Here is a 26,803-nt window from a genome sequence, read left to right as displayed (position 1 = left end):
TATACTAAAACTATTGGCTTTTTCTATAAGAAATTAATAAGGAGATTAGAACTAATGAAAACGAAAAATAAATTTTGCAAATTATTCAAGATAAATGAAATACAAACTTTAGTACTTGGGTTTTTAATAATAATACTATTTGGTACAGTACTTCTGCATCTTCCTATTTCATCTACAAACAGGTCATATACAAGTTTTATAGATTCTCTATTTGTATCAACCTCGGCTACATGTGTAACAGGACTTGTAACTGTAGATACGGGAAATCACTGGAGTTATTTTGGAAAAGTAGTAATTATGATACTAATTCAAGTCGGTGGATTGGGATTTATGTCATTTTCGACTCTATTTGCACTAATTATTGGAAGAAAAATTACATTAAAAGAAAGGATGATAATACATGAATCTTTAAACTCATTTAATCTACAGGGACTTGTTAAAATGTCAAAATACATATTAATTTTCACCTTTTTAATTGAATTTATAGGAGCTGTAATTTTATCTATTCAATTCATACCTGAATTTGGATTTATTAAAGGATTGTTTTTTTCAGTATTTCATTCTATATCTGCTTTTTGCAATGCAGGTATAGATTTATTTGGAGATGGAAAAAGTTTAACTCCTTATAGTAACAACTACCTTGTTATATTTACAATAAGTTCTTTAATTATAATTGGAGGTCTTGGATTTTATGTATGGCAGGAATTGTGGAGTATATTTTATAGCTCAAAGCGAGTTAAGTTATCACTTCATTCAAAAGTAGTACTTATTACAACTTGCATTTTAATAGTTTCAGGTACAGTATTGTTTTTTATATTTGAAAGAAACAATACTGCAACCATAGGAAATATGAGTACAAAAAATAAAATATTATCTTGTGTATTTGCATCCATTACACCAAGAACTGCAGGTTTTAACTCTATTTCACTTGCCGATATCAATGGAAATAGTAAACTGTTAACTATGATACTTATGTTTATAGGAGGCTCACCAGGTTCTACAGCTGGGGGTATAAAAACAACTACCTTAGCTATCATTATATTAACGGTTTTATCTATAATAAGTGGTAGGGAAAATACTGAAATTTGTAATAGAACAATAGATAAAAATACAGTGTATAAGTCACTGGTAGTTTTATCTATAGGAATAATTATAGTATTTGTATCTTCAATCATGTTATCTATAACTGAAAGTGGAACTACTATGGAAAATATATTGTTTGAAAGTGTATCTGCTTTTGGAACTGTAGGACTTAGTTTAGGGATTACACCAAATTTAACTCCTTTTGGTAAATTTGTTATATCAATGGTGATGTTTTTAGGGAGATTAGGAGGCCTTACAATAATATTATCAATAGTAAAGAGAACAACCCCTAATTCTATAAAATACCCTAAAGGTAGAATATTAATTGGATAAAATAAACTTAAGAAATGGAGGAAGTATGATGTCAAAAAAACAATATATAGTTTTAGGTTTAGGTAAATTTGGAGCTTCAGTAGCTACAACACTTTATAATTTAGGTAATGATGTACTAGCGGTGGATTCAAAAGAAGAGGTAGTACAGGAAATAAGCCCTTATGTAACTCAGGCTATGCAAACAGATATATCTGATGAAGAAAATTTAAAATCTCTTGGTGTGAACAACTTTGATGCTGCCATAATAGGGGTAGGTACTAATCTTCAAAGTAGTGTTATTGCTACTCTTATATTAAAGGAAATGGGTGTAAAATATATTCTTGCTAAAGCAAATACAGAAATTCAAGCAAAAATCTTATATAAAATAGGTGCTGACAAAGTAGTTTTTCCTGAAAGAGATACTGCGTTTAGAGTTGCTCATAGTCTGGCATCAGAAAATATACTTGAACTTATAGAGTTATCTTCAGAATATGGTATAACAGAAATATTTGCATTTGAAAAGTGGTACGACAAAACTTTAAAAGAGTTAAACATAAGATCTAAGTATGGAATAAATATTATAGCTATAAAAAGGAATGATTCCATTTATGTATCTCCTAAATCCGATTATAAAATATCAAAAGGTGATATTTTAATTGTCATAGGTAAGTATAATGAAATTGAAGATCTGAAGTAGATTATATGTAATAGAGAAAAATATACGGTAGAAATATTACAAATGTTATGAACTTATGAGCACTATATTTAGAGACTTTGATGATGAAGAATTAGAGACATTGTGGAAACTTTTAAATAAATTAGCTGCTTATGATGGGTCTAACTGGACAGGTTATGGGGAAATAGCAGATTTTGATAGAAGGTAGAGGAGAAACTATGAATAATGATAATTGTACAATAAAAATAACACCAGAAGTATCAAGAGTAGATGAGCTAGTTGATATAAAAATAAATGGTCTTCCCAAAAATGAAAAAGTTACAATTCGTGCGGTAAGCAGCGATTACTATTGTATTAATGCTTCTATACTTGAAATAGGAGATAACACGTTGTGGGAGTCTTATGCAGTTTTTGAAACAGATGAATGTGGAAATATTAACTTGGAAAATGCAGTGCCAGTTGATGGAACTTATAGTAATTGTGATAAAATGGGATTATTTTATTCTATGAGGCCAAAGCAGATCCGTAAGAGCAAGTTAATACAAAAGTTAAGTAATATAAATGAAAATAGGAAGTACAAAATTACATTTACAGTAGAGAAAAATGGAAAAATAATTGCATCAAAGAAACATACAAGGGTTTACTGTGATGACACAATCGAAAGTGTTGATGTAGTAGAAAAAAATCTCTTAGCAAGATATTTTACTTCAAAAGATAATATAAAACACCCTGCAATAATTGTTTTAAGTGGAAGTGATGGCAGAATTGAAAAAGCACAGGCAATTGCTGAACTATTTGCCATGAGAGGATATTCTGCATTAGCGGTTTGTTATTTTGGACTTGAAGGAACACCAGAGGATCTTAACATGATACCTCTTGAGTACGTTGAAAATGCAGTAAAGTGGCTAAAGAGGCAGGATACTGTTGACGAAAACAAGATAGCTATATATGGAAGATCTAAGGGTGGTGAACTGGTGCTCCTTGCAGCATCTATGTTTAAAGATATCACCTGTGTTATTGCAAATACTCCAAGTTGTTACGTATATGAGGGGATTAAGAATGGAAAACTTCCCTCTCATCATTCTTCATGGATGTATAGAGGTCGCGAAATACCTTATCTAAAATTTAGTTTTCATATTATACTGCGATTGATAATAAAAATGATGAAAAAAGAAAAAGGAGCACTGGCATGGATGTATAAAAAACTAATTGAAGAAGGCGATAGGGACAAGGCTACTATTGCATTGGACAAGATAAATGGATCTGTTTTAATGATATCATCAGCAGCAGATGAAATATGGCCTTCAAAAATGCATTCAGAAACAGCTTGCAGTATATTTGAAAAATCACATTTTAAACGTGAATATAAGCACATTACCTTTGCAAAGTCAGGTCATATGTTGACAGTGCCTTTTCAGTCAATATATCCATCAGAGAAATATCCATATGATGTAGAAAGTTGGGCAAAGGCAAATATGGACTCGTGGAATGAAACAGTCAAATTTTTAGAGAAGTGGGCAATTAAATAAATATTAAATATGAAATTTTATTGAATTGAAAATTATGTAAACTTATTATACAAGGAGGATTGTGATATGAGAGTAATAGCTATTAATGGAGGTCCTAGAAAAAATCATAATACAGCAACTTTATTAAATAAGGTTCTTGAAGGAGCCGCTTCTCAAGGGGCTGAAACAGAAATTATTCATCTGTATGATTTAAACTTTAAAGGTTGTGCTAGCTGTTTTGCATGTAAATTAAAAGGAGGTAAAAGTTACGGTAAATGTGCCAGGGTAGATGATCTTTCTCCTGTACTGAAAAAGCTGGATACAGCAGATGCAGTGGTTTTAGGTTCACCTATATATTTGGGTAATGTTACGGGTGAAACAAGATCATTTATAGAAAGGTTATTTTTTCCGTTGATAGAGTATACTAAAAGACAAAGTAATAACAGGTGCACTTATGGTTGGATATCCTAAATACAAGTATAAAAGGTTAGTAGATCGTGATAAATTGGATGTTGCATTTATATAAACAAAAAAATGGCATGATCAAATTGAGTTTTGATCATGTCATTTTTTCTGTTTTCTATTTTTTCTAAATCTGCGAACTTTTATAAGAGTTGCGCAGGTATTGTCACACCATTTTCGTGTATGACTTTTACTTTCGTCATAAAAAACCCATCTACATTCAGGATTTTCACAAAGTTTAATTCTGTCTATATCGTATTTTGAAATCATTTGAGCAAAAGAAGAAATGATTTCAAATATGATAAAATCTGAACAGGATTTAACTGGAACAGTTTTTATACAGAATCTATCTTCACTTTTTTCTAATATCTTATAAAATAAAGAAGCTTTAAGATAATCATTTATTTTATTTATGTCTTTTAAATCTAATGTTTTTTTTGTACATAGTTTATTTGTAACATAACTTAAAAAATCCCTAAGTTCTAATAATTTATTAATCATTTCTTTATCAGGTATATGAGTATCTGTTAAATTCCATTTTACACAAAAATCTTTTAACCAATTTTTATCCTTTAGGGGATCCTTAAAAATTTTATGAGTTTTGTACCATTGACTATTGATAAAATCCATACATAAGAACTCCATTTTATGTAACCTCCATTAATTATATTGACCGTTACTTAGATTGATGTTATTATCCAATTATACCAATGTAACTGTATTATGTAAAATTGATAGTTACACTATACATATTAAGAAGAGGGGTGCAGGCAAATGAAAAACTATGCAAATAATTTCATAAAGAAGGTTGAAGAATATGGTTTTAAGGCACAAGTTATATCCTTTAAACATATGGAAGAAATAAGATTAGAAATAGAAAATATGAAACAAACTTATGAAGATATAAATGTTAATATTGGAAAGTATTTAAATAAATTTGATTATAAGGTATCAGATGATTTTTTAAAACCAAAATCAATTATTATTATAGCGGTTCCACAGCCAGTAGCAAGAGTATATTTTACTTTAGGCTTAAAAAAGTATGCTGTAATTATGCCGCCAATGTATTTATTAAATTCAAGCAGTGAATTTGAGAAAAAACATAAGAAAATATTTGAGATAACTGAAATTGTTGAGAAGATACTTTCCTATGAAAATTTTAAGGCAATTAAGGTTAATATTCCATGCAAACCTTTAGCAGTAAAAAGTAGATTAGGTACATATGGAAGAAATAATATTTGTTATATAAATGGTGAAAGCAGCTTTTATTGGCTTGGAGTATATGTATCAGATATGCCCTGGAAAAATGACTCATGGGGGGAGTATACCGTTATGAAAGCATGTAAAAATTGTGATCTGTGTTTAAAAAATTGTCCTACAGGGGCAATAGCAGAGGATAGATTTATAGTACATGCTAATAAATGTATTACACTTCAAAATGAAGATAGCGGAGATTTCAAAAAAAGCTTAAGACCAGAGTGGCACAATTGCTTAATAGGTTGTATGAGATGTCAAATTATATGTCCTGTAAATAAAAAATGTATAACTAGCATAAAGGATATTACCGAATTTAATGATTGGGAGACAAGAAAAATACTTGCTAAAACTCCATTAGAGGAATTGCCAGAAACAACCTACAAAAAGCTAGAATCAATTAGTTTTATAGAAGACTATAAATTACTTCCACGCAATTTGAAAGTTTTGATAATGAAATGATTTAAAAGATAAGTTATAATAATCATAATATGGCATATATTGTGCAGATATTGTGCAGATATAATTATGGAGGAAAAAATGAGCAGTAATAATAAAAGTAAAATTACTTTATATTTAATGAGACATGGACAAACCATTTTAAACAAAGCTAATAGAACTCAGGGATGGTGCGATGGAGTTCTTACCAAGGTAGGAATTGAGGTAGCTGTAAATACAGGGCTTGGACTTAGCAATGTTAAATTTAAAGCAGCCTACAGCAGTGATTTGGGTAGGGCAGTGAAAACTGCAAAAATTGTTATAAAGGAAAATAAGGCAAGTGAAAATTTACAGTTAAAAGAACTTGAAGGACTAAGAGAAATGTATTTTGGAAAATACGAAGGAGAGCTTGAGAGTATAATGTTTAACGATATACTTAGCTATCTTAATGTAAGTTCTTTTAAGGAAGCAGAAGAAAAGTATGATTTTCAAAGAGAATACTGCAATTCATGTGCAACTTTGGATGATACAAAGGAAGCGGAGTGTTATGATACAGTAATAAAAAGAGTTATGAAAACACTAACAGGGATATGCATGGAAAATTCTGATGGTGAGAGTGGAAATATACTTGTAGTAGCTCACGGGGGAATAATTAGATTGATTATTGATTATTTGGACAAGAATTTTAATGTGAGAGATATGGATAATTCAAGTATATCCAAGATTACATATGAAAATGGAAATTTTAAAGTAGAATCTGTAAATGACACTAGTTATAGTGAAAAAGGTAAAGCTATTAAAAATCAATTAAGTGTGTGTGAAAGGACTATCAGTTAAAAAACTGTTAGTCCTTTCATATTAAAAATGATTTGTAATTCCCTGTTGTATTCTGCTTATTTCTTTAGGTCTTAGTCCAGTTTCGTCTTTGATTTCTTTATCGGTTTTACCAGAAATAAGCATTTCTCTAGCTTTTTTCTTTTTTTCATCTAAGCTATCATCACTCATGCATAGAACCCCTTTCTACATTTTGCCTTCCATTTTCATTCTAGCTTTAGTTACATCATGTTCATTGAGACCAGTAACTTCTTTTATCTCTCCCATACCTGTACCTTTATGAAGTAAATCTTTAGCTTTTTCCATGGCTTTTTCATGATGACCTTTATTTTGATGTGATTTCATCGCTTAAGCCTCCTAATTTGTTTTATTAATAACTTTATATATAGAATGTTAATTTTCAAAAATTAATCTAAATGTTTTTCTGGTGGAGAACCAAACTTTATTCTTGAACTTTCATCCTGAGGGTCATGGTTTATATTTTTCTTTTTAAATCTATTGTCTTCTTTTTTATTATTAGTAGTCTTACGCATTTTATTTTGCACAATTGTCTCTCCTTTCTAATACAATGTAGGTTTTCCCCAAAACTAGTTTTTATGCTTGGTTTTAAATAGTATAAGTTTACTTTCCTAATATATTTAGTAAATCTTAAGATTTACTTTATTATTTTTTGAATATTTTATTTTAATATGTATATACAAAATAAATATTTTAAGTAATAATGATATTAAGTTAAATAGGGAGGGAATTATAGTGGATATAAGATTGAAAGAAAAGGTAGAACTAATGGTAGAAAACTATAGTGAACTTAAAAGTAATTTTAAATGGGATACAAGCTTGTTAAAGCACTTTTGTGCAATGATGCATGCAACAAGAGGTGAAAAGGTAAATATAGATAAAATTGAAGAAATAAAAAAGTATATAAAGCAGGAAACAGGATGGACATCTGATTATAGAGGAAATAATGAGCTTATTATGGCTACCCTTCTATGCTTTGAGGAAGATTATAAAGGATTTTTTCAAAAAATGCTTGAAATTCATGAAAAAATGAAGGGGGAAGGTTTTAAAAAAAGCGCATATCTGCCGCTGGCTACTTATACTTTTGCAAAAGATGTTACTAGAGAGTATTGGAATTCTAAAATCGAGAGAATGAAAGAGTTCTATAAAAATATGAAAGAAAATCATTTTTGGCTAACTTCTACTGATGATTATGTTTTTGCTGCAGTACTTGCTGCTTCGGATTTAGATGTAAGACAAACTATGGGAAAAGTAGAAGAGTGCTATAAAGAATTAAATAAAGAAGGATTTTGGAAGGGAAATGATCTTCAGATATTATCTCATATTTTGTCACTTGGAGAAGAATCTGTTTATGAAAAATGCAAGAAGGCAAATAGACTTTATAATAAGCTTAAAAGTGAAAAATGCAGTCTTAGATACAATGGCCTGGCAACACTAGGAGTGTTAACTCTTATTGCAGATGATGAAGATCAAATAGTTAGAGAAATAAAAGAAGTCAATGATTTTATTCATAAGAAGCCTGGATATGGAATGTGGAGTTTAGATAAATATACTAAAACAATTCTTTCAGCTAATTTAGTTTGTGACTTCTATGTAGATGGTATGAAAAGGGGAGTAATTAAAGTAGCTTTAGCAAATAGTATTAATGCTATTATTATTGCTCAAGAACAGGCAGCAATTGCAGGATGTGTTGCCGCTGCAGCTGCTGCGTCAGCTTCTTCATCGAGTTCATCATAGATAAATTCAAACAGGGATTTTTTGTTAGGCAGGATTGTTTTAGAAATAATCAATCCTGCTTGACTAGCTTTACCATAAGCCAATGTTATTGTTGTGAATTTTAGGTAAGTTTTTAACTTACTCTCAGTAGCTTCACTTATTTTGGTGTATAAATTGGCTGTTATATATATCACTATACAAACCACTTTTAGCTAATAATTCGCTATGGTTTCCTTGTTCAACAATATTTCCTTTGTCCATGACTAGTATCTTATCTGCATTTTTTATTGTAGATAATCTGTGTGCTATTATAAAGCTTGTTCTTTCTTTCATCAGATTATCCATGGCATTTTGTATTTCTAATTCTGTACATGTATCTACACTTGAAGTTGCTTCATCAAGTATTAAAATATATGGACTTGCTAAAATAGCACGGGCAATACATAAAAGTTGCTTTTGTCCTTGTGATATTGAAGAGTTTTCATCATTTAAAACTGTATCATAGCCATGAGGAAGTGTTCTTATGAAATAATCAGCTCTGGCAAGTTCTGCGGCTTCTTTGATTTCTGAAATTGTAGCTCTTTCTCTGCTGTATGCAATATTATCTTTAACACTTCCATCAAATAGCCATGAATCCTGCAGGACCATTCCAAATAAAGATCGCAAATCACTTCTTTTAAGTTCAGTTATATCGATACCGTCAATTTTAATTTTCCCATCATTCAATTCATAAAATCTCATAAGCAGGTTTATTAAAGTAGTTTTTCCTGCACCTGTTGGTCCAACTATAGCAACTTTTTGTCCTGCTTTTACCTCTAGGTTTATTCCTTTAATTATAAGCTCTTGTCCATATCCAAACTGTACATTTTCAAAGGTTACATTGCCCTTTGGATTTAGTATAGTTTTATAGTTTATAGGGTCTGTTTCTGACTCATCCTCATCTAAAATTTCAAATACACGCTCAAGTGAGGCAATAGCTGCCTGCATTGAATTTAAAATATAAGCTGCTTCAGTTAACGGCTCTGATGCTTGATCTACATATTGAAAGAAGGCTTGTATTAGGCCTATTGAAAGCCTTCCTTGAATAACAAATACAGCACCAAGAGATGCTATTAGCACATATCCTATTTGATTCATCAGACGGATTAAAGGATCTATAGCATAGGTAATAAATTGTGCTTTTTTTTCATCAGAATACAATTTATTATTAGTTATTTCAACGCGATTAATTATTTCCTCTTCCATATTAAAGGTCTTTACAACCATCTGACCGGTAAAATATTCTTCTATTTGTCCATTAAATTTACCTAAGGATTCCTGTCTGTTTGAAAAATAATTTATACTCTTTTTCCCAATTATAGAGGTGGCGATACCTCCCATGATAATAGTGAAAATGGCGATTAAAGTTAGTATCCAATTTATTGAGAGCATGAGGGATACAGCTCCTATAATTGTGAGTACTGCTGTAATAAATTGCATCATACCTGACTGCAATGTCTCAGATACTTTTTCTAGGTCATTTGATATTCTGCTTAGAATTTCCCCTTTTTTGTGTGTATCATAATATTTTAAAGGAACTTTTGAAAGTTTTGTACTTATATTTTTCCTTATAGATAATACCAATGTTTGAGATACAGCAGCCATTATGTTCTGCTCAATATAATTAGCAAATGAGGATAGTAAATATATAATAAGCAGTATCAGTGAAAGCTTTTTTATGATATTAAAATTTATATTGAAGTAACCAGTATGTGATACATTCTTTATTCCGTCATAAATAGTATTGATAGCTTTGCTAAAAATTAATGGAGCAGTCATTGTAAAGGCTAAGCTTATAATAGTAAAAAATATAACAATAATTATTTTCCACTTTTGATTTAGAAGTAATTTTATTAATCTTATAACAGTTTTCCTTGTGTCTTTAGCTTTCTCTACGGACATTTCAGTATCAAAAGAAATTGCATCTGTTGAATTTTCTTCATTTAGCATACCAGCTCCTCCTCACTTAATTGTGATTCAGCTATTTTTAAATATATGGGACAATTTTTAAGAAGTTCTGTGTGGGTACCTATTCCTGCTATTTTTCCTTCTTCTAGGACTAAAATTTGATCTGCCTCCATAATTGTGCTTATTCTTTGGGCAATGGTTATGACAATTGAATCTTTTAATCTTGGTTTTATGGCTTCTCTTAACTTTGCATCTGTTTTATAATCCAGGGCAGAAAAACTGTCATCAAAAATGTATATATCACTGTCCTTAATTAAGGCCCTTGCTATGCATAATCTCTGCCTCTGCCCGCCTGAGAAATTACTGCCACCTTGTGATACAAAGGATTCATAGCCTAGATTTAGCTCAGAAATAAATTTATCCGCCTGAGCCATTTTTGCAGCACTTTTTATCTCATTTATAGTTGCATCCTTTTTCCCGTGCCGTATATTGTCAACTATGGTTCCACTAAATAGGAATGCTTTTTGAGGTGAAAAACTTATCATATCTCTTAAATTTTTTTGAGAAAAATATTTTGTATTGACACTATTAATCAAGATTTTACCATCTTGTATTTCATGTAATCTTGGTATTAATTTCCCAATAGTACTTTTCCCTGAAGCAGTGGCTCCTATGATTGCAGTAGTTTTACCACTTTCACATACAAAGCTAACATTTTTTAAAACAGGCTTTTCGGCATCTTTATAGGAAAATGTGACATTTCTAAATTCTAAGGTCTTTCTATTATTTGAAATGGCCTCAGTTACTTTTTTATCTACTATTTCAGGTTTGTATTGTAATACTTCTAATATACGCATTGAACAGGTACTAGCACGTGGTATATTAATTAATACAATAACAGCCATTACCAGGTAGACCAATATTATTATTGCATATTCAATAACGGCCATAATGTCTCCTACCTGCATAGTTCCTCTACTTATTCTTATTGTTCCAAACCATAAGACAGCAACAGCACAAACATTCATTATAGCCATTATAGTTGGCATAACTACAGCAAATGTCTTATTAAGCTTTACATTAATATCTGCATAATTTGTAAATGCAGCATCTATTAATTCTTTTTCATGCTTTTCTCGATTAAAAGCACGTATAATTCTTATTCCTGAAATATATTGCCTTACTCTAGAATTTATTTTATCTAACCCAACTTGGATTTTATTCGATAAATTTATTACTTTTTTACTTATAAGCATAATAAATATTATAAAAATTGTTCCTGCTATAGAGATTATAAGAGCCATATATTTATCTTTGGAAAAAGCTAAAAACATTCCTACCAGAGTTATAAATGGAACTGGAATAATCATTTCGAAAAACATGGTTAATGTATTTTCAATTTGATTTACATCACTTGTACATCTTGTAATTAAAGATGAGGTGGAAAAATGTTTAAAATCATTTATTGACAGTTCTTGTGCGTGAGAAAATATTTTGCTTCTAATATCTCTGGAAAGTGTTGATGATAAATTTGAGGAAAAATATGTAGAAATTATAGCAAGTATGCCTGTAAATACAGCAGTGCCTATCATTATTCCACCAGTTCTTAATACATAATGAATGTTACCTTTTATTACACCATTATTTATTATATCTGCAGTTAATGTGGGGATATATAAGGTACCTACAGTTTTAAGCAAAATTATTACGAATAGTGAACCTAAAAGTATTTTATTAACTTTAAAGTGTTTAAATAGCTTTAGCATTATAGTATCCTTTCATATGTAATTTTTATGTATAAGAAATAGTATAAACTGTACAGTAACTTGACAGTCAACACTTTTCAAGATAGCATATTACTTTTCCTCAACAAGTTCTTTCTAATAAAGAATTAAGTTATACTTTTTTAAGCTTAAATTTTGAGAGCATAAGATAAGCAAGAATCCCTATTAAAACAGTTGATAAAAGTATAGACCTCCCATTACTAGGTGCAACTAATGAAAATAATGCAATAATAAAACCTGCAACTGTTATAGGCACTCCAGTAAAAACACCATCAAATTCACTGATATTATATTTAGCCAATCTATAAGCTCCACTCATAATGTATGACAATATGAAACAACCACCAATAACTTCAATGTAATCTAAACTAGAAAAATAGTACTTAATGAACATTAAAAGAGCTGGTGCAACCCCAAAAGAAACTAAATCTGCTAAGGAATCTAACTCTTTTCCAAGATTTCCTGATATATTTAAAAATCTAGCAATTCTACCATCGTATCTATCTATTAAGGCTGCAATCACTATTAATATTGCAGCACAAAAGTAATTTTGCCTAAAAGTTTCAAGTATTGAGAGAACTCCAAATGATAGATTAGTAAGTGTAAATAAATTAGGTATAGCCATTTTTAGCATATAATCACCCCTCGTCAACTGAATTAAATTAATTTGCTTTAGCTTTATATGATTCTTGAACATTTTTATCATATGAAAGCTTATTTATAAGTTTATCTTTGTAAACTATTCCTAAAACAAATGATATTAAGGCTATGAATGATACTACCATTGTTGATACATAGTTACCATAATGAAGATTGGAGCCAATACTTACAGATGCTAAAAGCCATGGAAATCTGCTAACAAGTAAAATTCCGAAAAACCTTAATGGCTTTATAGATGTTAATCCTGCAACATATATCAAAAAATCTTTTGGTAGTCCAGGAACTAAGAAAACAATAAATAAAATAAAAGAGAATTTTTTACTATCCATAATATTCTTCATCCATTGAGAATTTTCTCCCTTAAGTAGTTTTTGTATAAAAGAGCCACCTATAAGCCTAGTAAAATAAAAAGCTATAATAGCTCCCAATAGCATCCCTACTGTGGTATAAATTATACCTAAAGGTACATCATATATATATCCACCAGCAACTTGGATTACTTCTCCTGGAATTGGCGCAATCACCGTTTGTAGTATTTGGAAGAAAATGAATACAATAGATCCACTTCTACCTAAGGAAACTATATAACCCCTGAATTTATCAAGTGATACAGTTAGTTCAATAATACGTGGTAAATATTTCATAACTAATGTAATTGTAAAAATACCTAATAAAACTAACAATATTTTATAAATTAAAAGTTTTCTATTTTTATTCATAATTTTACAATCCTTTCTATATTCTATTTTCAATTAATAGTATATTAGAAACATATTAAGATCTCTCTATAATAAATCTTAATAATTCTTAAGTCATTTAAATAATATAGATTTTAACTATATTGCAGTATATACTAATAGTAAAATGGAGGTATATAAATGAATACTATGAAGAATATTTTGATTGCAGATGATAACGAAGAAATAAGAGAAATAGTTCGTATTTTATTGGAAAGTGAAGAATATAATGTAATAGAAGCTGCAGATGGTGAAGATGCTGTAATTAAAGTTGATGAAAGTATAGATTTAATAATACTTGATATAATGATGCCTATAAAGTCTGGATTTAAAGCTTGTGTAGAAATTCGTAAAAAAACAAGTGCTCCTATTTTGTTTCTAACTGCTAAAACTCAAGATTCAGATAAATGCATGGGATTTTCTTCTGGATGTGATGATTATCTATCAAAACCATTTTCATATACAGAATTAGTTTCAAGAGTTAAAGCATTGCTTAGAAGGTATTACGTATACAAAGGAAAAGATAGAGTTGATTCAACTGAGTTTATTAATATAAATGGATTAACAATAAACACAATTTCAAATGAAGTATCAATAGATCAAGAAGAAGTTATCCTAACCGAAATAGAATATAAGCTATTGTTGCTTATGGCACAGAATCGAAAAAAAGTATTTTCAGCACAAAATTTGTATGAAAGTGTTTGGGAAGAGCCTTATTTTTACTCTTGTAACAATACAATTATGGTACATATAAGAAACTTAAGAAGGAAATTAGAAAAGGATCCACAAAACCCTAAATATATACAAACAGTATGGGGAAAGGGGTATAGAGTTGAATAAGAACTTTTTATGCAAAAAACTAGAAATCAAATTAATTCTATGCCTAATATTTTCATTTGTTATAGCTGTTAGTATATTCTTTTTACTAACAACAATAGGGGAAAATATGCTGGATAACCATTTTAATAAAACTTCTTTTATAAGCAGTCAAAAAAATCAAGCCTTATCCGATTTCAGAAGATATATATTAGATAACAATTTGACAATAAATGATTATGATAAAATAACAGAATGGGTTCGTAAAGAGAAATATGTAAGCCTTTATATATACAAGGACAAACAGTTAATTTATAATTCTGATAGAAACAATTCAGCTATCGATTATGGAAAATATGAAGAGAATCCATTTTTACCCGATATGTCACTTTATGATATTAAATTTGCTGATGCAGACGCAAAAATGTATGTGGAATGCTTTTTTCAATACAAGTATTATTATATTGTAAGCTTTTTGAATGCTTCGATTTCCTTTTTCTGCTTTATATCAATTATGTTGTTTTTCATAAAAAGAAAAACAACGTATATTGGAATGCTTGAGAGTGAAATAAAAATATTAGAAGGTGGCAATTTGACTCATGAAATTACTGTTAATGGAAATGATGAACTTTCTTCCTTGGCGCAAGGTATTAATGAGATGAGAAAATCATTCATTGAAAGATTGGAAAGTGAAGATAAAGCAAGACTTGCAAATAGCGAACTGATTACAGCAATGTCACATGATTTAAGAACACCTCTCACAGCACTGGTAGGCTATTTAGATATTATAGAATACAAAAAATATAAGACAGATGAAAATTTGAGACAGTATATTCATCGTAGTAGAGAAAAAGCATACCAAATTAAATATCTTTCTGATAAATTGTTTGAATACTTTATAGTGTTTAATACTAATGATGATGATTTGGAATTAGAAGCTTTTGATGGAAATGAACTTTTAGATCAACTACTTGAAGAACAAATTTTTATATTGGAAGACAATGGGTTTATTTCTCAAATTGATTCCTGTAATACGCCTTTTCTTATAGAAGTAAATTTAATTTCTATACGTAGAGTTTTTGATAATATTTTCTCTAATATCATGAAGTATTCAGATAAATCGAAGATAGTTAAAGTTAAATACTATATCAAAAACCAACTATTATTTGTTTATATTGAAAATGAAATAAATAATAATTTAAAAACAGTAAGTAGTACAGGAATCGGTCTAAAAACATGTGAAAAAATTATAGAAAGACATAGTGGAAAATTTGTTATCACAAAAGCGAAAGATACCTTTTCTGTCCAAATTAGTTTAGCTATAAAACTACATAATGACTAAATAGAGTCTATAAAAAAATTGTTTTTTATAGTTTATTGACTATTTTATTCATAGAAAATATTGTAAACTGTACAGCAACTTGACAGTCAACACTTTTCAAGATAGAATATCTTCAAAAAGAAAGTTATTATTAAATATTATAATAATTATAAAAGGTATAGGTTATGAATGATTTTATAAGTTCAAAAAAATATTTAACTATAGGGGCTTTTTCTAAGCTGTCTGGCATAAACAGAAAAAATTTAATATATTATGATAATGTAGGAATATTGAAACCTATATTTGTGAAGAAAAATGGCTATAGGTATTATTCCTATAGTCAATTAGACGAAGTAAGCATTATCCTTGCTCTAAAAGATTTAGATATACCATTAAAGAAAATAAAGAATTATATGGAAAATGTATCTCCTCATAATCTTATTAACTTAATTACTGACCAGAAGCAAAAAATACTAGAGGAACTCAATAGGTTAAATCAAATGAATTATATTATAGAACAGCGAACTAGTAATATTCCTGTTATATCTAATATTAGTTGTGACAAGATTTTTTTGAAAAATTGTAAGCAAGAATTGTTGTTTTTAGGACCGAAAATGAAATTTGATATTGACAATTTTGAAGAAGATTTTGTTAGTTTTATAGATTATTCGAAAAGTAAGAAATTAGTTTATGGTTATCCATTAGGTGTCTATCTTGATTATGATGGGGCAATTGAGGATAGCATCAAAACTTATAGATATTTTTATAAGGTTTCTCAAAATGTAAATGTAGAAAAAACCATAAAGCCAGCAGGACTTTATGTTATAACTTATGATAATAGCTATTTAGCTGAAGATATGAAAAATTTTGATAAATTAAACGAGTTTATAGAGAATAATCATCTTAACATTTGTGGAAGTGTTTACATAGAAAATATGTCAGATGAAATAATAACTAAAAACCCCAATAAATATTACTCAAAAATTTCTGTGAAGGTAAAAAAATTGGACGATAGAGTTACTTTATCCTACTAATAGATATATTTAGACGATAATTTCCAAAGTCTAAAATTTTATTTAATAAGCACATAAGATTTTCTTCATCAGTTACATTTACCTTTAATAAATAGCAGCCATCTCCGCTTATCCTGTGGCACTCAATTATGAATTTATTGTTTTTAACAAATTGTATAAAAGCAGGATGATTGGAGGTTTTCATAAAAACAGTTATATAGGCAATTAAGCTTTTATCAAGTTTTGTGTTATTTAAATTTATGGTATACTTTTCAATGATTCCTTCTTTTTCCATTTTCTTAATTCTATTTGCTACTGCTTGTCCTGTTAAATGAACTAACTCTCCAATTTCACGCCATTGAAGTCTAGAATTTTCTTTTAATAAGGTTAAAATCTTTATATCTGTTTGGTCAAGCATAATTATAAATTTCCTTTCATGATGAAACTGAAAATAGGCAATTACTTTCTCCAAGTAAAAGCAGTATGACTTATAATTAATATATCATATACAAGGAGGAAAAACTATGAGAATTCAGCTTATACGCCATGCAACATTAAGGCTAATTATAAATAATAAGACAATTCTAGTTGATCCAGTGCTTAGTAAAAAAGGAACAATGCCTTATATTCCTAATGTGTCAAATAAAAATAGAAATCCACTGGTGGAATTGCCCATTGATGTTAATGATATTGTAAGAACTGATGCAGTCCTTTTAACCCATATGCACAGCGATCATTTTGATGAAACGGCAGCAAGATTATTACCTAAAAATATACCTATATTCTGTCAGAGTGAGGATGAAGTAAAAGTGAGACAAAAGGGATTTTACTCTGTTAATCCAATTGAAAAAGATTGTCGTTGGAATGATATTATTTTTAAACGTGTAGGGGGTCAACATGGTAAGGGTGAAGTTGCAAAACAAATGGGGATAGTTTCAGGATATGTTATTAAAACTAAAAATGAACCCTTATTATATATAACAGGGGATACAGTATGGTGTTTGGAAGTAGAGCAAGCATTAAAAACTTATAATCCTGAATTAGTTGTTATTTTTGCAGGTGCTGCGCAGTTGACAGAGGGAGGTATTCCTATTACCATGAGTAAAGAGGATATATTTCATATTTGCAAAAAAATGCCAAAGTCTAAAGTGATTGTTGTTCACATGGAGGCATGGAATCACTGCAGCCTTATGAGAGAAGAACTAAGAAGTTTTTTGAAGGATAATTCACTTTCAGGACAAGTTTCTATTCCAAAGGATGGAGAGTATATGGAATATTGAGTAATAAATAATAATATAATAGGAGGAAGGTTTGTACAGTTAAAGTCTACAGATGAAGTTGAATTTTAGATAGGTACAGCAAAATTAACAGTAAACAATATGACAGTTTTTTATAAGTGTTGTCATATTGTTTTTTTATTATAAAGGTGGTATTGTTATTTTAAGATGACTGGTCAAAATAAAATAATCGCATATTAGGGGGAATTGTATGCCTAAAGTTGGGATGGAGCCTATAAGAAGAAGTCAAATAATTAATTCAACGCTAGAGTGTATTTGTAAGGTGGGTATAGAAAAAATGTCACTGGACATGGTGGCAAAAGAGGCTAATTGTTCTAAAGGTGTTATTAGTTACTATTTTAAAAGTAAGGGCAATCTTATTATTGAAGCCTTTAAAGCATTTTTAAGCTATTATGGTACAAAGATAAATAGTGAAGTAAGGAAGAATATGACCCCATTTCAAATTCTGAAAATAGTTCAGAAAAATGCTTTGCCAGAGTATTACAACATTGATAAGAAATCTGAACTTAAATTAAATGTATCTGAAATTCATGGGGTGGGGGCAATGAATATTCCGCCAGCAAAAAAAGCTAAGTTATTTGTAAGTTTCTTTTCAAGGGCAATGGTAGATGCAAAGCTGCAGGCAGTTTTACATGAAGTATATAAAGGCGATTGTAAAGGAATTTCATCAATTATTAATTATGGAAATAAGGTTGGCGACTTTAAAGAAACGGATATAAATAAGTCTGCTTATGCAATAATAGCATTGTATATAGGTATAAGTATGCTGAGAGTAGTTGGCTTTAAACCAGAAGAAATCGATGATGATGTTGATGTATTTTGGAGTGTTTTAAATAGCATGTTTGGTAAATAGTGAAAGGAGTTGAATATCTATGGCATTAAAAACTGGTCGATTTTATGAATGTGCTGAAGTTAAAATAGATAAAAACAAATGTACAACCTGTGGACTTTGTGTAAAAGTATGTAAGGGAGCACCATTATTTATAGAAAATAAAATTGTTAAAGTAGACCATAGTCGAGTATTTGGATGTATTGCTTGTGGACAATGTATGGCAGTTTGTCCAAATAAAGCGATAAAAGTTATTGGCAGAGATATGACGCCAGATGATGTCATGGAATTACCAAAGTTTCAAGACAGGACCAATTATGAAAGTTTAAAGTCGTTAATGATGTCCCGTAGAAGTGTAAGAAATTATAAAAAGCAAAAAGTAGAACGTGAAATAATAAAAAAGATATTAGAAGCATCCACGACCGCGCCTAATGGTCTTGGAAGTTCTGATGTTGAAGTTTTGGTTTTAGATGGAAATGAAAAAGTGGAAGAGTTTACACTGGATTTAATCAATGTTTTGAAAAAAAATAGGTGGCTATTTTCCACTATAATGCTTAAAATCTATAGGCCATTTATAGGAAAGGCTGCATATGATTCTTTAAAAACTTTTGCCTCAACTGCTATAGAGACATTTATAAGAAATTATGATGAAGGAAGGAACTGGCTAACATATTCTGCACCGTTAGCAATGTATTTTCATGCTTCTCCATATGCTGATCCTGCTGATCCATATATTCCTGCAACTTATGCAATGCTTGCAGCACAATCATTAGGATTAGGAAGTTGTATGCTTGGTACACCAAATGTACTGTTAAACCTTTTTGGAAAGAAAATAAAAGAAAAGTATGGGATACCATTGAAAAATAAAAATGGTATTATGGTCATATTTGGCTATCCTGATGTTAAATATAGCTTTGCGATAAAAAGAAGATTTTCAAATACTAAATTTTATTAGTATGGCAAAAGAGTTTAATTTTGAATGAAAGATGTTTTAGTAAAAATATATGTTTATTTTTATATTAATTTTGGTATAGTATAAACAATAAATGATTAGTGTTGATAGCACTAATCATCCTTAGAACATTTATTTTGTTTTAGGGCTATTGGATTAGATCGTAAACTATAGATCTAAAAAAAGTGCTAATCTTGTGAGGATGGAGCACTTTTTTCTTTGCTTTTGATTTAAATAGTTACATATCAATTTCAGTAAATTTTTTTAAATCATTAATAAAATCTAAAACCATAGACTCTTTTGTTGCCCAAGAAGTTACAAGGCGAATAACAGAGTTATATTCATCTGATTTTTTCCAAATTGTAAAAGAATATTTATTCCCAAGCTTTTCAATCAATTTGTTTGGTAAGATTGGGAATATCTGATTTGAAGGCGAGTGGGTCAAAAATGAATATCCAGCCTTACTGATTTCCTTCCTAAGTAAATCTGCCATGGCATTTGCATGCCTTGCCAAATCAAAATATAAGTCATCTTTGAAAAGTTCTAAGAATTGTATTCCAAGAAGCCTACCTTTTGCAAGTAATGCTCCCTTTTGTTTAATATAAAATCGAAAGTCTTCTTTAAGTGAGTTGTTACATATGACCATAGCCTCACCCATTAGCGCACCATTTTTAGTTCCACCTATATAGAACGCATCTGCTAATCTAGCTAAATCAGAAAGTTCAACATCATTTTCTTCTGAACATAGGGCCGAACCTAACCTTGCACCATCTATGTATAAAAGCAGTTTATTTTCTTTGCAAAATTTGCTTAGTTTTTCTAATTCGCTTTTTTTATATATAGAACCAATTTCTGTAGAGTTTGAGATGTACACTAGCTTAGGTTTTACCATATGTTCATCGGCATGTTCATCTAAGGCAGGTTTGATGTCTTCGGGACTTAGTTTGCCATTGCTTACTTTTATAGAGATAATCTTATGCCCTGTAGCTTCTATAGCTCCTGTCTCGTGAACTAGTATATGTCCTGTATTAGCAGCAATAGCTGCTTCATGGGGTCTTAAAAAAGCTGAAATTGCAGTGAGATTTGCCTGTGTGCCTCCAACAAACAGGTGAATGTGGGCATCGTCTCGCTTAATTTTTTGCTTCAAAAGCTTAACAGCTCTTTCTGTATATATATCTTCACCGTAACCTGAAGTTTGCTCCATATTTGATTCAACTAAAGCATTTAATATTCTTGGATGAGCTCCTTCACTATAATCATTTTTAAAACTATACATTGCCAAAAATCTCCTCTTACATTTTCATTAAATCTCTTTTCCTTATTACTAAAAATGTTATACCTTATGTTATAAAAGTCAATACTATTGGAACTTCTTTACTAAAACCCTTATTTCGACCAAAATCTCTTGACGTTTCCAAGGTGAAGTGATAATATTATGAATATTGTAGATAAAAAATGTAATAACATTCGTATAGCACAAACATATATTAATACTTTGTTTAATATGAAGAGATTCTTAGATTAAGATCAAATAAACTTAAAAATATAAAGGAGGGCTACTTATAATGAGAAAAAAAGTACTTTATTTAATGTTAGTACCTGGAATTTTAATAATTTTGTTCTTTTTAATGGCACCACTTATAAATATATTAATTCCTACAGTTGTAAGTGATAAAGGTATTACACCTAAATTATATTTATCTTTCTTTAAAGATAGTTATTTAATGAACATATTTTTTCGTACTCTTAGAATAGCAATTATAACGACTATTGCTTGTATAGTACTTGGAGTACCAGTTTCTTATTATTTATCAAGAAGTGATAAAAAAATAAGAGGATTACTTCTTGCACTTACAGTATTTCCACTCTTAACCAACTCTATTGTTCGTGCATTTGCGTGGATGACTATACTTGGTAAAAATGGAGCTATAAACACACTACTTATAAATTGCCATATTATAAGCGAACCACGAGAAATTCTTTATACGGAGTTTGCAATAATTATAGGAAGTGTATACTTATTTTTGCCTCTTATGATTGTTTCTTTGGTTGGAGTTATGGAAAATATTAATAGCGATTTTGTAGAAGCTGCCCAAAGTCTTGGTGCTAGTAGAATAGCAGCCTTTTTTAAGGTCATTTTTCCATTAAGTGTTCCAGGAATGATAGTTGGAAGTATTCTTGTTTTTACTGGTGCATTAACAGCATATACAACACCCCAACTTCTTGGAGGAAATAAAAATACAGTGCTTGCAACGCTCATATATCAAAAGGCTATGACGCTAAGTGATTGGACAGGCGCTTCTGTAGTTTCTGCTGTTATGATCATAGCTACATTAATTGTTATGTTTGGAATCAATAAATTTGCATCAAGATTATATGAAAGGGGTGTATAGAATGAAAAAAAATAAGTTGCTTACATTATTCGTATTTCTTGTATACATATTTCTATTTGGACCGCTTTTGATAGTTGCTGTAACAGCTTTTGGAACAGATAATTTCATAGCATTTCCACCTAAGCATATAGGAATAAGATGGTTTATACATGTTTTTCAGTCACCAACTTTTATGACTACGTTAGGTATAAGTTTGGAAGTATCCATAGCTGCCACTTTAATTGCACTTATTGTTGGAATACCTGCTTGTTATGTAATTAGTAGAAATGATTTTAGAGGAAAAAAGTTTATTAACAATATATTTCTATCACCAGTTACAATACCAGGAATAGTACTTGGATTTGCACTTTTTAGATTTATAACAATTACTCTTAAAATGAATATTTTAACTAGCTTATTAATTGGACATGTTGTTATAGTAATTCCATATATAATAAGGGTCATTGGCTCAAGTCTTGGAGGATTGGATTATTCTATTGAAGAAGCAGCTATAAGTCTTGGAGCTTCTAGAATAAAAACATTTTTTCTAGTTGTCATGCCAAATATAACATCTGGCATAATTGCAGCCTTTATGTTGGCATTTATAAATTCCTTCAATAATGTACCTGTATCTATATTTTTAACAGGACCGGGAGTCAGTACGCTGCCAATAAGTATGATGAGTTATGTTGAATACAATTATGACCCTAGTGTTTCAGCTCTTTCAGTCATATTGATGTTTATGACTATTATAATAATGTTTATTGTTGAGAAAACTTTGGGATTAAATTATTTTACAAAATAAAATATGGAGGTGCTACATGGCTTTAATAAATTTAAAAGATATTGCAGTTTCTTATGATGGAAAAACAAATATATTAAAAAAATTAAACCTTGATATTGAAAAGGGAAAGTTGGTTTCACTTCTTGGACCAAGCGGGTGTGGAAAGACTACTACATTGAGAGTAATAAGCGGCTTTTTAGAGCCAACAGGTGGAAAGTTTATATTTGATGGTAAGGATTATACTAAAATACCTGTTAATAAGAGAAATTTTGGAATGGTATTTCAAAGTTATGCACTTTTCCCTCATCTCAATGTTTTTGATAATATAGCTTTTGGACTCAAGATGAGAAATGTAGATAAAAAAACTATAACTGAGTCAGTTAACAAATTTCTTGAAATAGTAGATTTAAAAGAATATGGCAAAAGGTATCCTGCAGAATTGTCAGGAGGACAAAGACAGAGAGTTGCTATAGCTAGAGCACTGGTTATAAAACCTGATCTTCTTTTGCTGGATGAGCCACTTAGTAATTTAGATGCTAAATTGAGATTAAAAATGAGAGTAGAAATTAGAAAGTTACAGCAGCGTTTTGGAATTACAACTGTTTTTGTAACTCATGATCAGGAAGAATGTTTTTCCATATCAGATAAAGTTGCAGTAATGAATAAAGGTGTAATTGAACAATATGATACTCCAGAAAAAATATATTCAAAGCCTAATACAGAATTTGTCGCAAAGTTTGTAGGATTCGAAAATTTTATTGACTTAGAATATGTTAAAGATGATGTATTTAATGCAGATTGCAATATTGAAATTCACATTAAAAATCATGAAAATGTTCCTGGTAAAATAAAAGCTACTATAAGACCTGATGATATTAAAATATTAGCATCTGATTTTACAGACAAGGAAAATATACTAGATGGAACAATCGAAGTTAGAACATATTTGGGAAAAGCATACCAGTATTCTGTCAATACAAAGCTTGGATCAATTATTGTAAACAATGGAAATGATGAAGTGTATGATATTGGAAATGAGGTAAAGCTTTATTTACCTTCAAATAAATTAATAATTGTTAAAAAATCTGAGGAGGAATAAAAGATGAAAAAATTACCTTTAGCTTTAGCATCTATATTTTTGCTATCAGCCCTTTCTGGATGTGGAAGTGCAGCGCAAAGTACAGATTCAAAAAGTGATCAAAAGCAGCTTGTAATATCAACATGGGGGCTAAATGAAGATGCTCTTCAAAAAGATGTTTTTAAGCCTTTTGAGAAAGCAAACAATGTAAAAATAGTTTTGGAAACAGGAAATAATGGAGAAAGATTAACTAAACTCAAAAATAATCCAAACAGTAACGTTGATATAATGTACCTTGCAGAATCTTTTTCTGAAGAAGGCATACAAGATGGATTATTTGAAAAAATTGATTATAGTAAAGTACCAAATGCAAAGAAAGTAATACCTAAGGCACAAAAGTTTATAACTGAAGGATATGGTCCAGCATATACTTTAAATAGAGCAGCTATAGTTTATAATCCTGAAAAAGTAAAGGGAAATATAGCTTCATGGAAAGATTTATGGAGTCCTGATTTTAAGGGTAAAATAGCAATACCAGATATAACAACAACATTTGGACCTGCTATGGTTTGTGCAGCTTCAAAGAAGGATGGTGTTGATGTAACAAGTGATAATGGTGCAGATGCATTTAAATCACTTCAAGCTTTAAAACCAAATGTAGTTAAGACATATACTAAATCTTCTGATCTTGTAAACATGTTTTCTAATGGAGAAATAACAGCTGCAGTTGCTGCGGATTTTGTTTATGGTTCAATTAAAAAAGCAGTTCCTTCAGTAAAATTTGTTGATCCAGGCGAAGGAGCATATCTTAACTTTAATACTGTAAATATAGTAAAGAGTTCAAAAAATAAAGAGTTAGCACTCAAATTTATAAATTATGTATTAAGTGCAGAAGTTGAACAAAAAACATCTAAAGATGTAGGCGAATCACCAGTTAACAGCGATGTAAAATTGCAAGGTACGGAAACACAGGGTCTAACATATGGAGATGAAGTTGAAAAATCAAATGTTTTAGATTTCAAATTTATAAATAAGAACAATAAAAACTGGATTGATCAGTGGAACAAGATTTACAATAATTAGTTTTAATTTTAAATAGAAGACATCTGAAAAATAATGAATCCATATGCTGATGAACTTATTTTTTCAGATGTCTTATTTACGTTTAAGAAAGGTGATCATATGAAAGCAGATTTAATCATAAAAGATGTTTATGTTTTTAATGCTTATTTTAAAAAATTTATATACGGTGATGTATCAATATTAAATGGAAGGTTTTTATATATAGGTAAGGATTGTCATGAAAAAATAAGTGCAAGAAAGATTATACAAGGTAATAAGAAATATCTAATACCTGGCCTTATTGATATACATATGCACATTGAAAGTTCAATGACTACACCAACAAACTTTGCAAATGCTGTTATTAAAAATGGAGTTACAACAGTTGTTGCTGATCCACATGAAATTGCAAATGTATTTGGAATAGAAGGAATAAAAGCTATGATAAATTCTGACAGGCAGCATATAATGGATATATTTTATGGCATTCCAAGTTCTGTACCATCAACATCAGCTAAAATTGAAACTACAGGTGGACAAATAGGGATAAAAGAAGTATCAGAACTTATAAAAAACGACCGTATATGGTGCATTGGCGAAGTTATGAATTTTAAGGATTTAGTTTATAGTGAAGATTCACTTATAAATAATATAATTAAATTGATAAAAAAGGAAAAACCTCATTTCAAAATAGAAGGACACTGTCCTAAAATATCAGGACTTGATCTAGCAAGATACATATATCAAGGGGTAGATGCAGATCATACTCAGCAAACTCCAAAATCTATTGAGGAAAAGATATTAAATGGTATGTTTTTAGAAATTCAGGAAAAATCAATGACGGAAGAAAACATGGAATATTTAATTTCCAATGATCTATATGAGCATTTTTGCTTTGTTACTGATGATACAATGGCAGATAAATTAATTACTTCACATTTGAATGGACTTGTTAAAAAAGCTATTGGCATGGGTATGAAGCCGGAAATGGCTGTTTACGCAAGTACTTTTATTCCAGCAAGAAGAATGAATTTTTACGATAGAGGAAGCATTGCACCTGGGAAAATAGCTGATTTTATTTTATTGGATGATTTAAAATCATTTAGTATAAATGAAGTATATAAAAATGGCCAACTTGCATGTAAGGATATTGGAGGGAAAAAGGAACATGAGTTTCCAGATCATTTTTATAAAAGCATTAAAATGAATCCAGTTAGTGACTCAGATTTTTCAGTTAAAGCACCTGTAAAAGAGGGTAAAGTAAAATGCAGAATAATGAAGGTTCAAAGTGATAGTACATTTACAAAAGAAGAAAGTGATTTTGTAGAAGTGAAAGACCAGAGGCTTTCTTTTGAAACTTCTAAGTATGCACTTATTACGGTTTTTAATAGATACGATAATACTAAAAAAAGATCTTATGGACTTGTTTCAGGCAGCATAATAGAAAGAGGAGCAGTTGCTTCTAGCTATGCTCATGATCATCATAATTTAATGGTAATGGGAAGAAATACAGAAGATATGAAAGTAGCAGCAAATTGGGTTATTAAAAACAATGGGGGTTACTGTGCAGCTTTGGATGGAAAAGTTGTAGCAAGTCTTGCTCTTCCTGTTGGCGGCATATTGTCTGAAGAGCCAATCGAGTCTATAGCTTTAAATTTAAAAGAAGTGAGAATGGCATTAAAGGAACTTGGATATAAGCATAATAATGAAATAATGTCTTTTAGTACGCTGTCTCTTCCAGTAAGCCCAGAACTAAAAATTACGGATAAAGGTCTTATAAGAGTTAATACCCAGGAAATAGTAAGCTTATTTTGTGAGTAAATAACAAAATTATTTATATGAGGATGAT

At 29.9% G+C, this 26,803-nt stretch carries 28 protein-coding genes and 2 pseudogenes; 20 read left to right on the top strand and 10 right to left on the bottom strand.

Annotated elements, in window-relative coordinates:
• Positions 1-12 precede the first annotated feature (12 nt).
• The 6 genes and pseudogenes from CLRAG_RS02175 to CLRAG_RS21360 all read left to right on the top strand — a co-directional run.
• On the top strand, positions 13-1,416 hold the full coding sequence (locus CLRAG_RS02175; protein ID WP_275507567.1) for a TrkH family potassium uptake protein: 1,404 nt from the start codon (positions 13-15) through the stop codon (positions 1,414-1,416).
• A 28-nt stretch (positions 1,417-1,444) separates the two neighbouring features.
• The gene (locus tag CLRAG_RS02170) at positions 1,445-2,092 is read left to right on the top strand and encodes a potassium channel family protein (RefSeq protein ID WP_065076887.1); all 648 of its coding nucleotides are present in this window, start codon (positions 1,445-1,447) and stop codon (positions 2,090-2,092) included.
• 55 nt (positions 2,093-2,147) lie between these two features.
• Positions 2,148-2,279: a transcriptional regulator gene (locus CLRAG_RS20365; RefSeq protein ID WP_207644781.1), complete on the top strand. Its 132-nt coding sequence runs from the start codon at positions 2,148-2,150 to the stop codon at positions 2,277-2,279.
• A 10-nt stretch (positions 2,280-2,289) separates the two neighbouring features.
• Positions 2,290-3,600, top strand: a complete 1,311-nt coding sequence (locus CLRAG_RS02165) for an acyl-CoA thioesterase/bile acid-CoA:amino acid N-acyltransferase family protein (protein ID WP_065076886.1) — start codon at positions 2,290-2,292, stop codon at positions 3,598-3,600.
• A gap of 66 nt (positions 3,601-3,666) precedes the next feature.
• Positions 3,667-4,008 (top strand): annotated as a pseudogene (locus CLRAG_RS02160) (flavodoxin family protein); the annotation flags it as partial.
• Positions 3,998-4,105: pseudogene (locus CLRAG_RS21360) on the top strand (nitroreductase family protein); the annotation flags it as partial. The pseudogenes CLRAG_RS02160 and CLRAG_RS21360, both read left to right, overlap by 11 nt.
• 38 nt (positions 4,106-4,143) lie before the next feature.
• Here CLRAG_RS21360 and CLRAG_RS02155 read toward each other — a convergent pair.
• Positions 4,144-4,686 (bottom strand): CGNR zinc finger domain-containing protein, encoded by a 543-nt coding sequence (locus tag CLRAG_RS02155; protein ID WP_065076867.1) that lies wholly within the window; start codon positions 4,684-4,686, stop codon positions 4,144-4,146.
• Between the two features lie 129 nt (positions 4,687-4,815).
• Here CLRAG_RS02155 and CLRAG_RS02150 point away from each other — a divergent pair, with 129 nt between their 5' ends.
• Both CLRAG_RS02150 and CLRAG_RS02145 read left to right on the top strand, forming a co-directional pair.
• Entirely contained in the window at positions 4,816-5,757 is a 942-nt protein-coding gene (locus CLRAG_RS02150) for a 4Fe-4S double cluster binding domain-containing protein (protein ID WP_065076866.1), read from the top strand.
• 78 nt (positions 5,758-5,835) lie between these two features.
• Positions 5,836-6,570, top strand: a complete 735-nt coding sequence (locus CLRAG_RS02145; protein WP_065076865.1) for a histidine phosphatase family protein — start codon at positions 5,836-5,838, stop codon at positions 6,568-6,570.
• 21 nt (positions 6,571-6,591) lie between these two features.
• Here the strand turns inward: CLRAG_RS02145 and CLRAG_RS20820 are convergent, their stop codons facing one another.
• From CLRAG_RS20820 to CLRAG_RS20810, 3 genes are all read right to left on the bottom strand, one after another.
• Complete coding sequence (locus tag CLRAG_RS20820) at positions 6,592-6,738, bottom strand: hypothetical protein (RefSeq protein ID WP_167351547.1); 147 nt, start codon at positions 6,736-6,738, stop codon at positions 6,592-6,594.
• 15 nt (positions 6,739-6,753) lie between these two features.
• Positions 6,754-6,912 carry a hypothetical protein gene (locus CLRAG_RS20815; protein WP_023161945.1) on the bottom strand — a complete coding sequence of 53 codons (159 nt, stop codon included), beginning with the start codon at positions 6,910-6,912 and terminating at the stop codon, positions 6,754-6,756.
• Between the two features lie 62 nt (positions 6,913-6,974).
• Complete coding sequence (locus CLRAG_RS20810) at positions 6,975-7,112, bottom strand: CPC_1213 family protein (protein WP_167351546.1); 138 nt, start codon at positions 7,110-7,112, stop codon at positions 6,975-6,977.
• Positions 7,113-7,320: 208 nt separating this feature from the next.
• Here CLRAG_RS20810 and CLRAG_RS02140 point away from each other — a divergent pair, with 208 nt between their 5' ends.
• Positions 7,321-8,322 (top strand): DUF4003 domain-containing protein, encoded by a 1,002-nt coding sequence (locus tag CLRAG_RS02140; RefSeq protein WP_065076864.1) that lies wholly within the window; start codon positions 7,321-7,323, stop codon positions 8,320-8,322.
• Between the two features lie 132 nt (positions 8,323-8,454).
• Here the strand turns inward: CLRAG_RS02140 and CLRAG_RS02135 are convergent, their stop codons facing one another.
• The 4 genes from CLRAG_RS02135 to CLRAG_RS02120 form a co-directional block, all read right to left on the bottom strand.
• Entirely contained in the window at positions 8,455-10,290 is a 1,836-nt protein-coding gene (locus tag CLRAG_RS02135; protein ID WP_065076863.1) for an ABC transporter ATP-binding protein, read from the bottom strand.
• Positions 10,284-12,014, bottom strand: coding sequence for an ABC transporter ATP-binding protein (locus CLRAG_RS02130; RefSeq protein ID WP_065076862.1), 1,731 nt, complete (start codon positions 12,012-12,014; stop codon positions 10,284-10,286). Before CLRAG_RS02130 ends, CLRAG_RS02135 begins: the two co-directional genes overlap by 7 nt.
• A gap of 130 nt (positions 12,015-12,144) precedes the next feature.
• Positions 12,145-12,666, bottom strand: a complete 522-nt coding sequence (gene pssA, locus CLRAG_RS02125) for a CDP-diacylglycerol--serine O-phosphatidyltransferase (RefSeq protein WP_065076861.1) — start codon at positions 12,664-12,666, stop codon at positions 12,145-12,147.
• Positions 12,667-12,694: 28 nt separating this feature from the next.
• On the bottom strand, positions 12,695-13,411 hold the full coding sequence (locus CLRAG_RS02120; protein WP_065076860.1) for a TVP38/TMEM64 family protein: 717 nt from the start codon (positions 13,409-13,411) through the stop codon (positions 12,695-12,697).
• A 168-nt stretch (positions 13,412-13,579) separates the two neighbouring features.
• On the opposite strand from CLRAG_RS02120, the gene CLRAG_RS02115 reads away from it, so the two are divergent.
• The 3 genes from CLRAG_RS02115 (at position 13,580) to CLRAG_RS02105 (ending at position 16,600) form a co-directional block, all read left to right on the top strand.
• Positions 13,580-14,269 carry a response regulator transcription factor gene (locus CLRAG_RS02115; RefSeq protein ID WP_065076885.1) on the top strand — a complete coding sequence of 230 codons (690 nt, stop codon included), beginning with the start codon at positions 13,580-13,582 and terminating at the stop codon, positions 14,267-14,269.
• Positions 14,262-15,587: a sensor histidine kinase gene (locus CLRAG_RS02110; RefSeq protein ID WP_065076859.1), complete on the top strand. Its 1,326-nt coding sequence runs from the start codon at positions 14,262-14,264 to the stop codon at positions 15,585-15,587. The genes CLRAG_RS02115 and CLRAG_RS02110 overlap by 8 nt, the downstream gene beginning before the upstream one ends.
• 164 nt (positions 15,588-15,751) lie before the next feature.
• Positions 15,752-16,600, top strand: a complete 849-nt coding sequence (locus CLRAG_RS02105) for a MerR family transcriptional regulator (protein WP_065076858.1) — start codon at positions 15,752-15,754, stop codon at positions 16,598-16,600.
• Here CLRAG_RS02105 and CLRAG_RS02100 read toward each other — a convergent pair.
• The gene (locus tag CLRAG_RS02100) at positions 16,584-16,997 is read right to left on the bottom strand and encodes an Lrp/AsnC family transcriptional regulator (protein WP_023161938.1); all 414 of its coding nucleotides are present in this window, start codon (positions 16,995-16,997) and stop codon (positions 16,584-16,586) included. The genes CLRAG_RS02105 and CLRAG_RS02100 overlap by 17 nt on opposite strands.
• Before the next feature lie 106 nt (positions 16,998-17,103).
• On the opposite strand from CLRAG_RS02100, the gene CLRAG_RS02095 reads away from it, so the two are divergent.
• From CLRAG_RS02095 to CLRAG_RS02085, 3 genes are all read left to right on the top strand, one after another.
• The gene (locus CLRAG_RS02095; RefSeq protein ID WP_065076857.1) at positions 17,104-17,859 is read left to right on the top strand and encodes an MBL fold metallo-hydrolase; all 756 of its coding nucleotides are present in this window, start codon (positions 17,104-17,106) and stop codon (positions 17,857-17,859) included.
• Positions 17,860-18,067: 208 nt separating this feature from the next.
• A complete protein-coding gene (locus CLRAG_RS02090) occupies positions 18,068-18,730 on the top strand; it encodes a TetR family transcriptional regulator (RefSeq protein WP_065076856.1) in 663 nt (220 codons plus the stop codon).
• A gap of 19 nt (positions 18,731-18,749) precedes the next feature.
• Positions 18,750-19,661, top strand: coding sequence for a nitroreductase family protein (locus tag CLRAG_RS02085; protein WP_065076855.1), 912 nt, complete (start codon positions 18,750-18,752; stop codon positions 19,659-19,661).
• Positions 19,662-19,896: 235 nt separating this feature from the next.
• Here the strand turns inward: CLRAG_RS02085 and CLRAG_RS02080 are convergent, their stop codons facing one another.
• Positions 19,897-20,934, bottom strand: coding sequence for a threonine aldolase family protein (locus tag CLRAG_RS02080; protein ID WP_065076854.1), 1,038 nt, complete (start codon positions 20,932-20,934; stop codon positions 19,897-19,899).
• A gap of 289 nt (positions 20,935-21,223) precedes the next feature.
• On the opposite strand from CLRAG_RS02080, the gene CLRAG_RS02075 reads away from it, so the two are divergent.
• From CLRAG_RS02075 to CLRAG_RS02055, 5 genes are read left to right on the top strand one after another with little or no spacing between them, the layout of a single operon-like run.
• The gene (locus CLRAG_RS02075; protein ID WP_065076853.1) at positions 21,224-22,051 is read left to right on the top strand and encodes an ABC transporter permease; all 828 of its coding nucleotides are present in this window, start codon (positions 21,224-21,226) and stop codon (positions 22,049-22,051) included.
• 1 nt (position 22,052) lies between these two features.
• Positions 22,053-22,835: an ABC transporter permease gene (locus tag CLRAG_RS02070; protein WP_013239263.1), complete on the top strand. Its 783-nt coding sequence runs from the start codon at positions 22,053-22,055 to the stop codon at positions 22,833-22,835.
• A gap of 16 nt (positions 22,836-22,851) precedes the next feature.
• Entirely contained in the window at positions 22,852-23,913 is a 1,062-nt protein-coding gene (locus CLRAG_RS02065; RefSeq protein WP_065076852.1) for an ABC transporter ATP-binding protein, read from the top strand.
• Positions 23,914-23,916: 3 nt separating this feature from the next.
• Complete coding sequence (locus CLRAG_RS02060) at positions 23,917-24,975, top strand: ABC transporter substrate-binding protein (protein ID WP_065076851.1); 1,059 nt, start codon at positions 23,917-23,919, stop codon at positions 24,973-24,975.
• Between the two features lie 33 nt (positions 24,976-25,008).
• Complete coding sequence (locus CLRAG_RS02055; RefSeq protein WP_242872075.1) at positions 25,009-26,775, top strand: adenine deaminase C-terminal domain-containing protein; 1,767 nt, start codon at positions 25,009-25,011, stop codon at positions 26,773-26,775.
• The last annotated feature ends 28 nt before the right edge of the window (positions 26,776-26,803 follow it).

This window comes from Clostridium ragsdalei P11, assembly GCF_001675165.1.
Classification (GTDB): Bacteria; Bacillota; Clostridia; order Clostridiales; family Clostridiaceae; genus Clostridium_B; species Clostridium_B ragsdalei.
The sequence above is the reverse complement of the archived record's forward strand: the minus strand, read 5'-3'. Positions and strand labels throughout refer to the sequence as shown.

Bases quoted from the DNA above. Each gene is read 5' to 3' on its own strand.
- CLRAG_RS02170 (WP_065076887.1), top strand. From the start codon at position 1,445: ATGTCAAAAAAACAATATATAGTTTTAGGTTTAGGTAAATTTGGAGCT.
- CLRAG_RS20365 (WP_207644781.1), top strand. From the start codon at position 2,148: ATGAGCACTATATTTAGAGACTTTGATGATGAAGAATTAGAGACATTG.
- CLRAG_RS02165 (WP_065076886.1), top strand. From the start codon at position 2,290: ATGAATAATGATAATTGTACAATAAAAATAACACCAGAAGTATCAAGA.
- CLRAG_RS02155 (WP_065076867.1), bottom strand. From the start codon at position 4,686: ATGGAGTTCTTATGTATGGATTTTATCAATAGTCAATGGTACAAAACT.
- CLRAG_RS02150 (WP_065076866.1), top strand. From the start codon at position 4,816: ATGAAAAACTATGCAAATAATTTCATAAAGAAGGTTGAAGAATATGGT.
- CLRAG_RS02145 (WP_065076865.1), top strand. From the start codon at position 5,836: ATGAGCAGTAATAATAAAAGTAAAATTACTTTATATTTAATGAGACAT.
- CLRAG_RS20820 (WP_167351547.1), bottom strand. From the start codon at position 6,738: ATGAGTGATGATAGCTTAGATGAAAAAAAGAAAAAAGCTAGAGAAATG.
- CLRAG_RS20815 (WP_023161945.1), bottom strand. From the start codon at position 6,912: ATGAAATCACATCAAAATAAAGGTCATCATGAAAAAGCCATGGAAAAA.
- CLRAG_RS02135 (WP_065076863.1), bottom strand. From the start codon at position 10,290: ATGCTAAATGAAGAAAATTCAACAGATGCAATTTCTTTTGATACTGAA.
- CLRAG_RS02130 (WP_065076862.1), bottom strand. From the start codon at position 12,014: ATGCTAAAGCTATTTAAACACTTTAAAGTTAATAAAATACTTTTAGGT.
- pssA (WP_065076861.1), bottom strand. From the start codon at position 12,666: ATGCTAAAAATGGCTATACCTAATTTATTTACACTTACTAATCTATCA.
- CLRAG_RS02120 (WP_065076860.1), bottom strand. From the start codon at position 13,411: ATGAATAAAAATAGAAAACTTTTAATTTATAAAATATTGTTAGTTTTA.
- CLRAG_RS02115 (WP_065076885.1), top strand. From the start codon at position 13,580: ATGAAGAATATTTTGATTGCAGATGATAACGAAGAAATAAGAGAAATA.
- CLRAG_RS02105 (WP_065076858.1), top strand. From the start codon at position 15,752: ATGAATGATTTTATAAGTTCAAAAAAATATTTAACTATAGGGGCTTTT.
- CLRAG_RS02100 (WP_023161938.1), bottom strand. From the start codon at position 16,997: ATGCTTGACCAAACAGATATAAAGATTTTAACCTTATTAAAAGAAAAT.
- CLRAG_RS02095 (WP_065076857.1), top strand. From the start codon at position 17,104: ATGAGAATTCAGCTTATACGCCATGCAACATTAAGGCTAATTATAAAT.
- CLRAG_RS02090 (WP_065076856.1), top strand. From the start codon at position 18,068: ATGCCTAAAGTTGGGATGGAGCCTATAAGAAGAAGTCAAATAATTAAT.
- CLRAG_RS02085 (WP_065076855.1), top strand. From the start codon at position 18,750: ATGGCATTAAAAACTGGTCGATTTTATGAATGTGCTGAAGTTAAAATA.
- CLRAG_RS02080 (WP_065076854.1), bottom strand. From the start codon at position 20,934: ATGTATAGTTTTAAAAATGATTATAGTGAAGGAGCTCATCCAAGAATA.
- CLRAG_RS02075 (WP_065076853.1), top strand. From the start codon at position 21,224: ATGAGAAAAAAAGTACTTTATTTAATGTTAGTACCTGGAATTTTAATA.
- CLRAG_RS02070 (WP_013239263.1), top strand. From the start codon at position 22,053: ATGAAAAAAAATAAGTTGCTTACATTATTCGTATTTCTTGTATACATA.
- CLRAG_RS02065 (WP_065076852.1), top strand. From the start codon at position 22,852: ATGGCTTTAATAAATTTAAAAGATATTGCAGTTTCTTATGATGGAAAA.
- CLRAG_RS02060 (WP_065076851.1), top strand. From the start codon at position 23,917: ATGAAAAAATTACCTTTAGCTTTAGCATCTATATTTTTGCTATCAGCC.
- CLRAG_RS02055 (WP_242872075.1), top strand. From the start codon at position 25,009: ATGAATCCATATGCTGATGAACTTATTTTTTCAGATGTCTTATTTACG.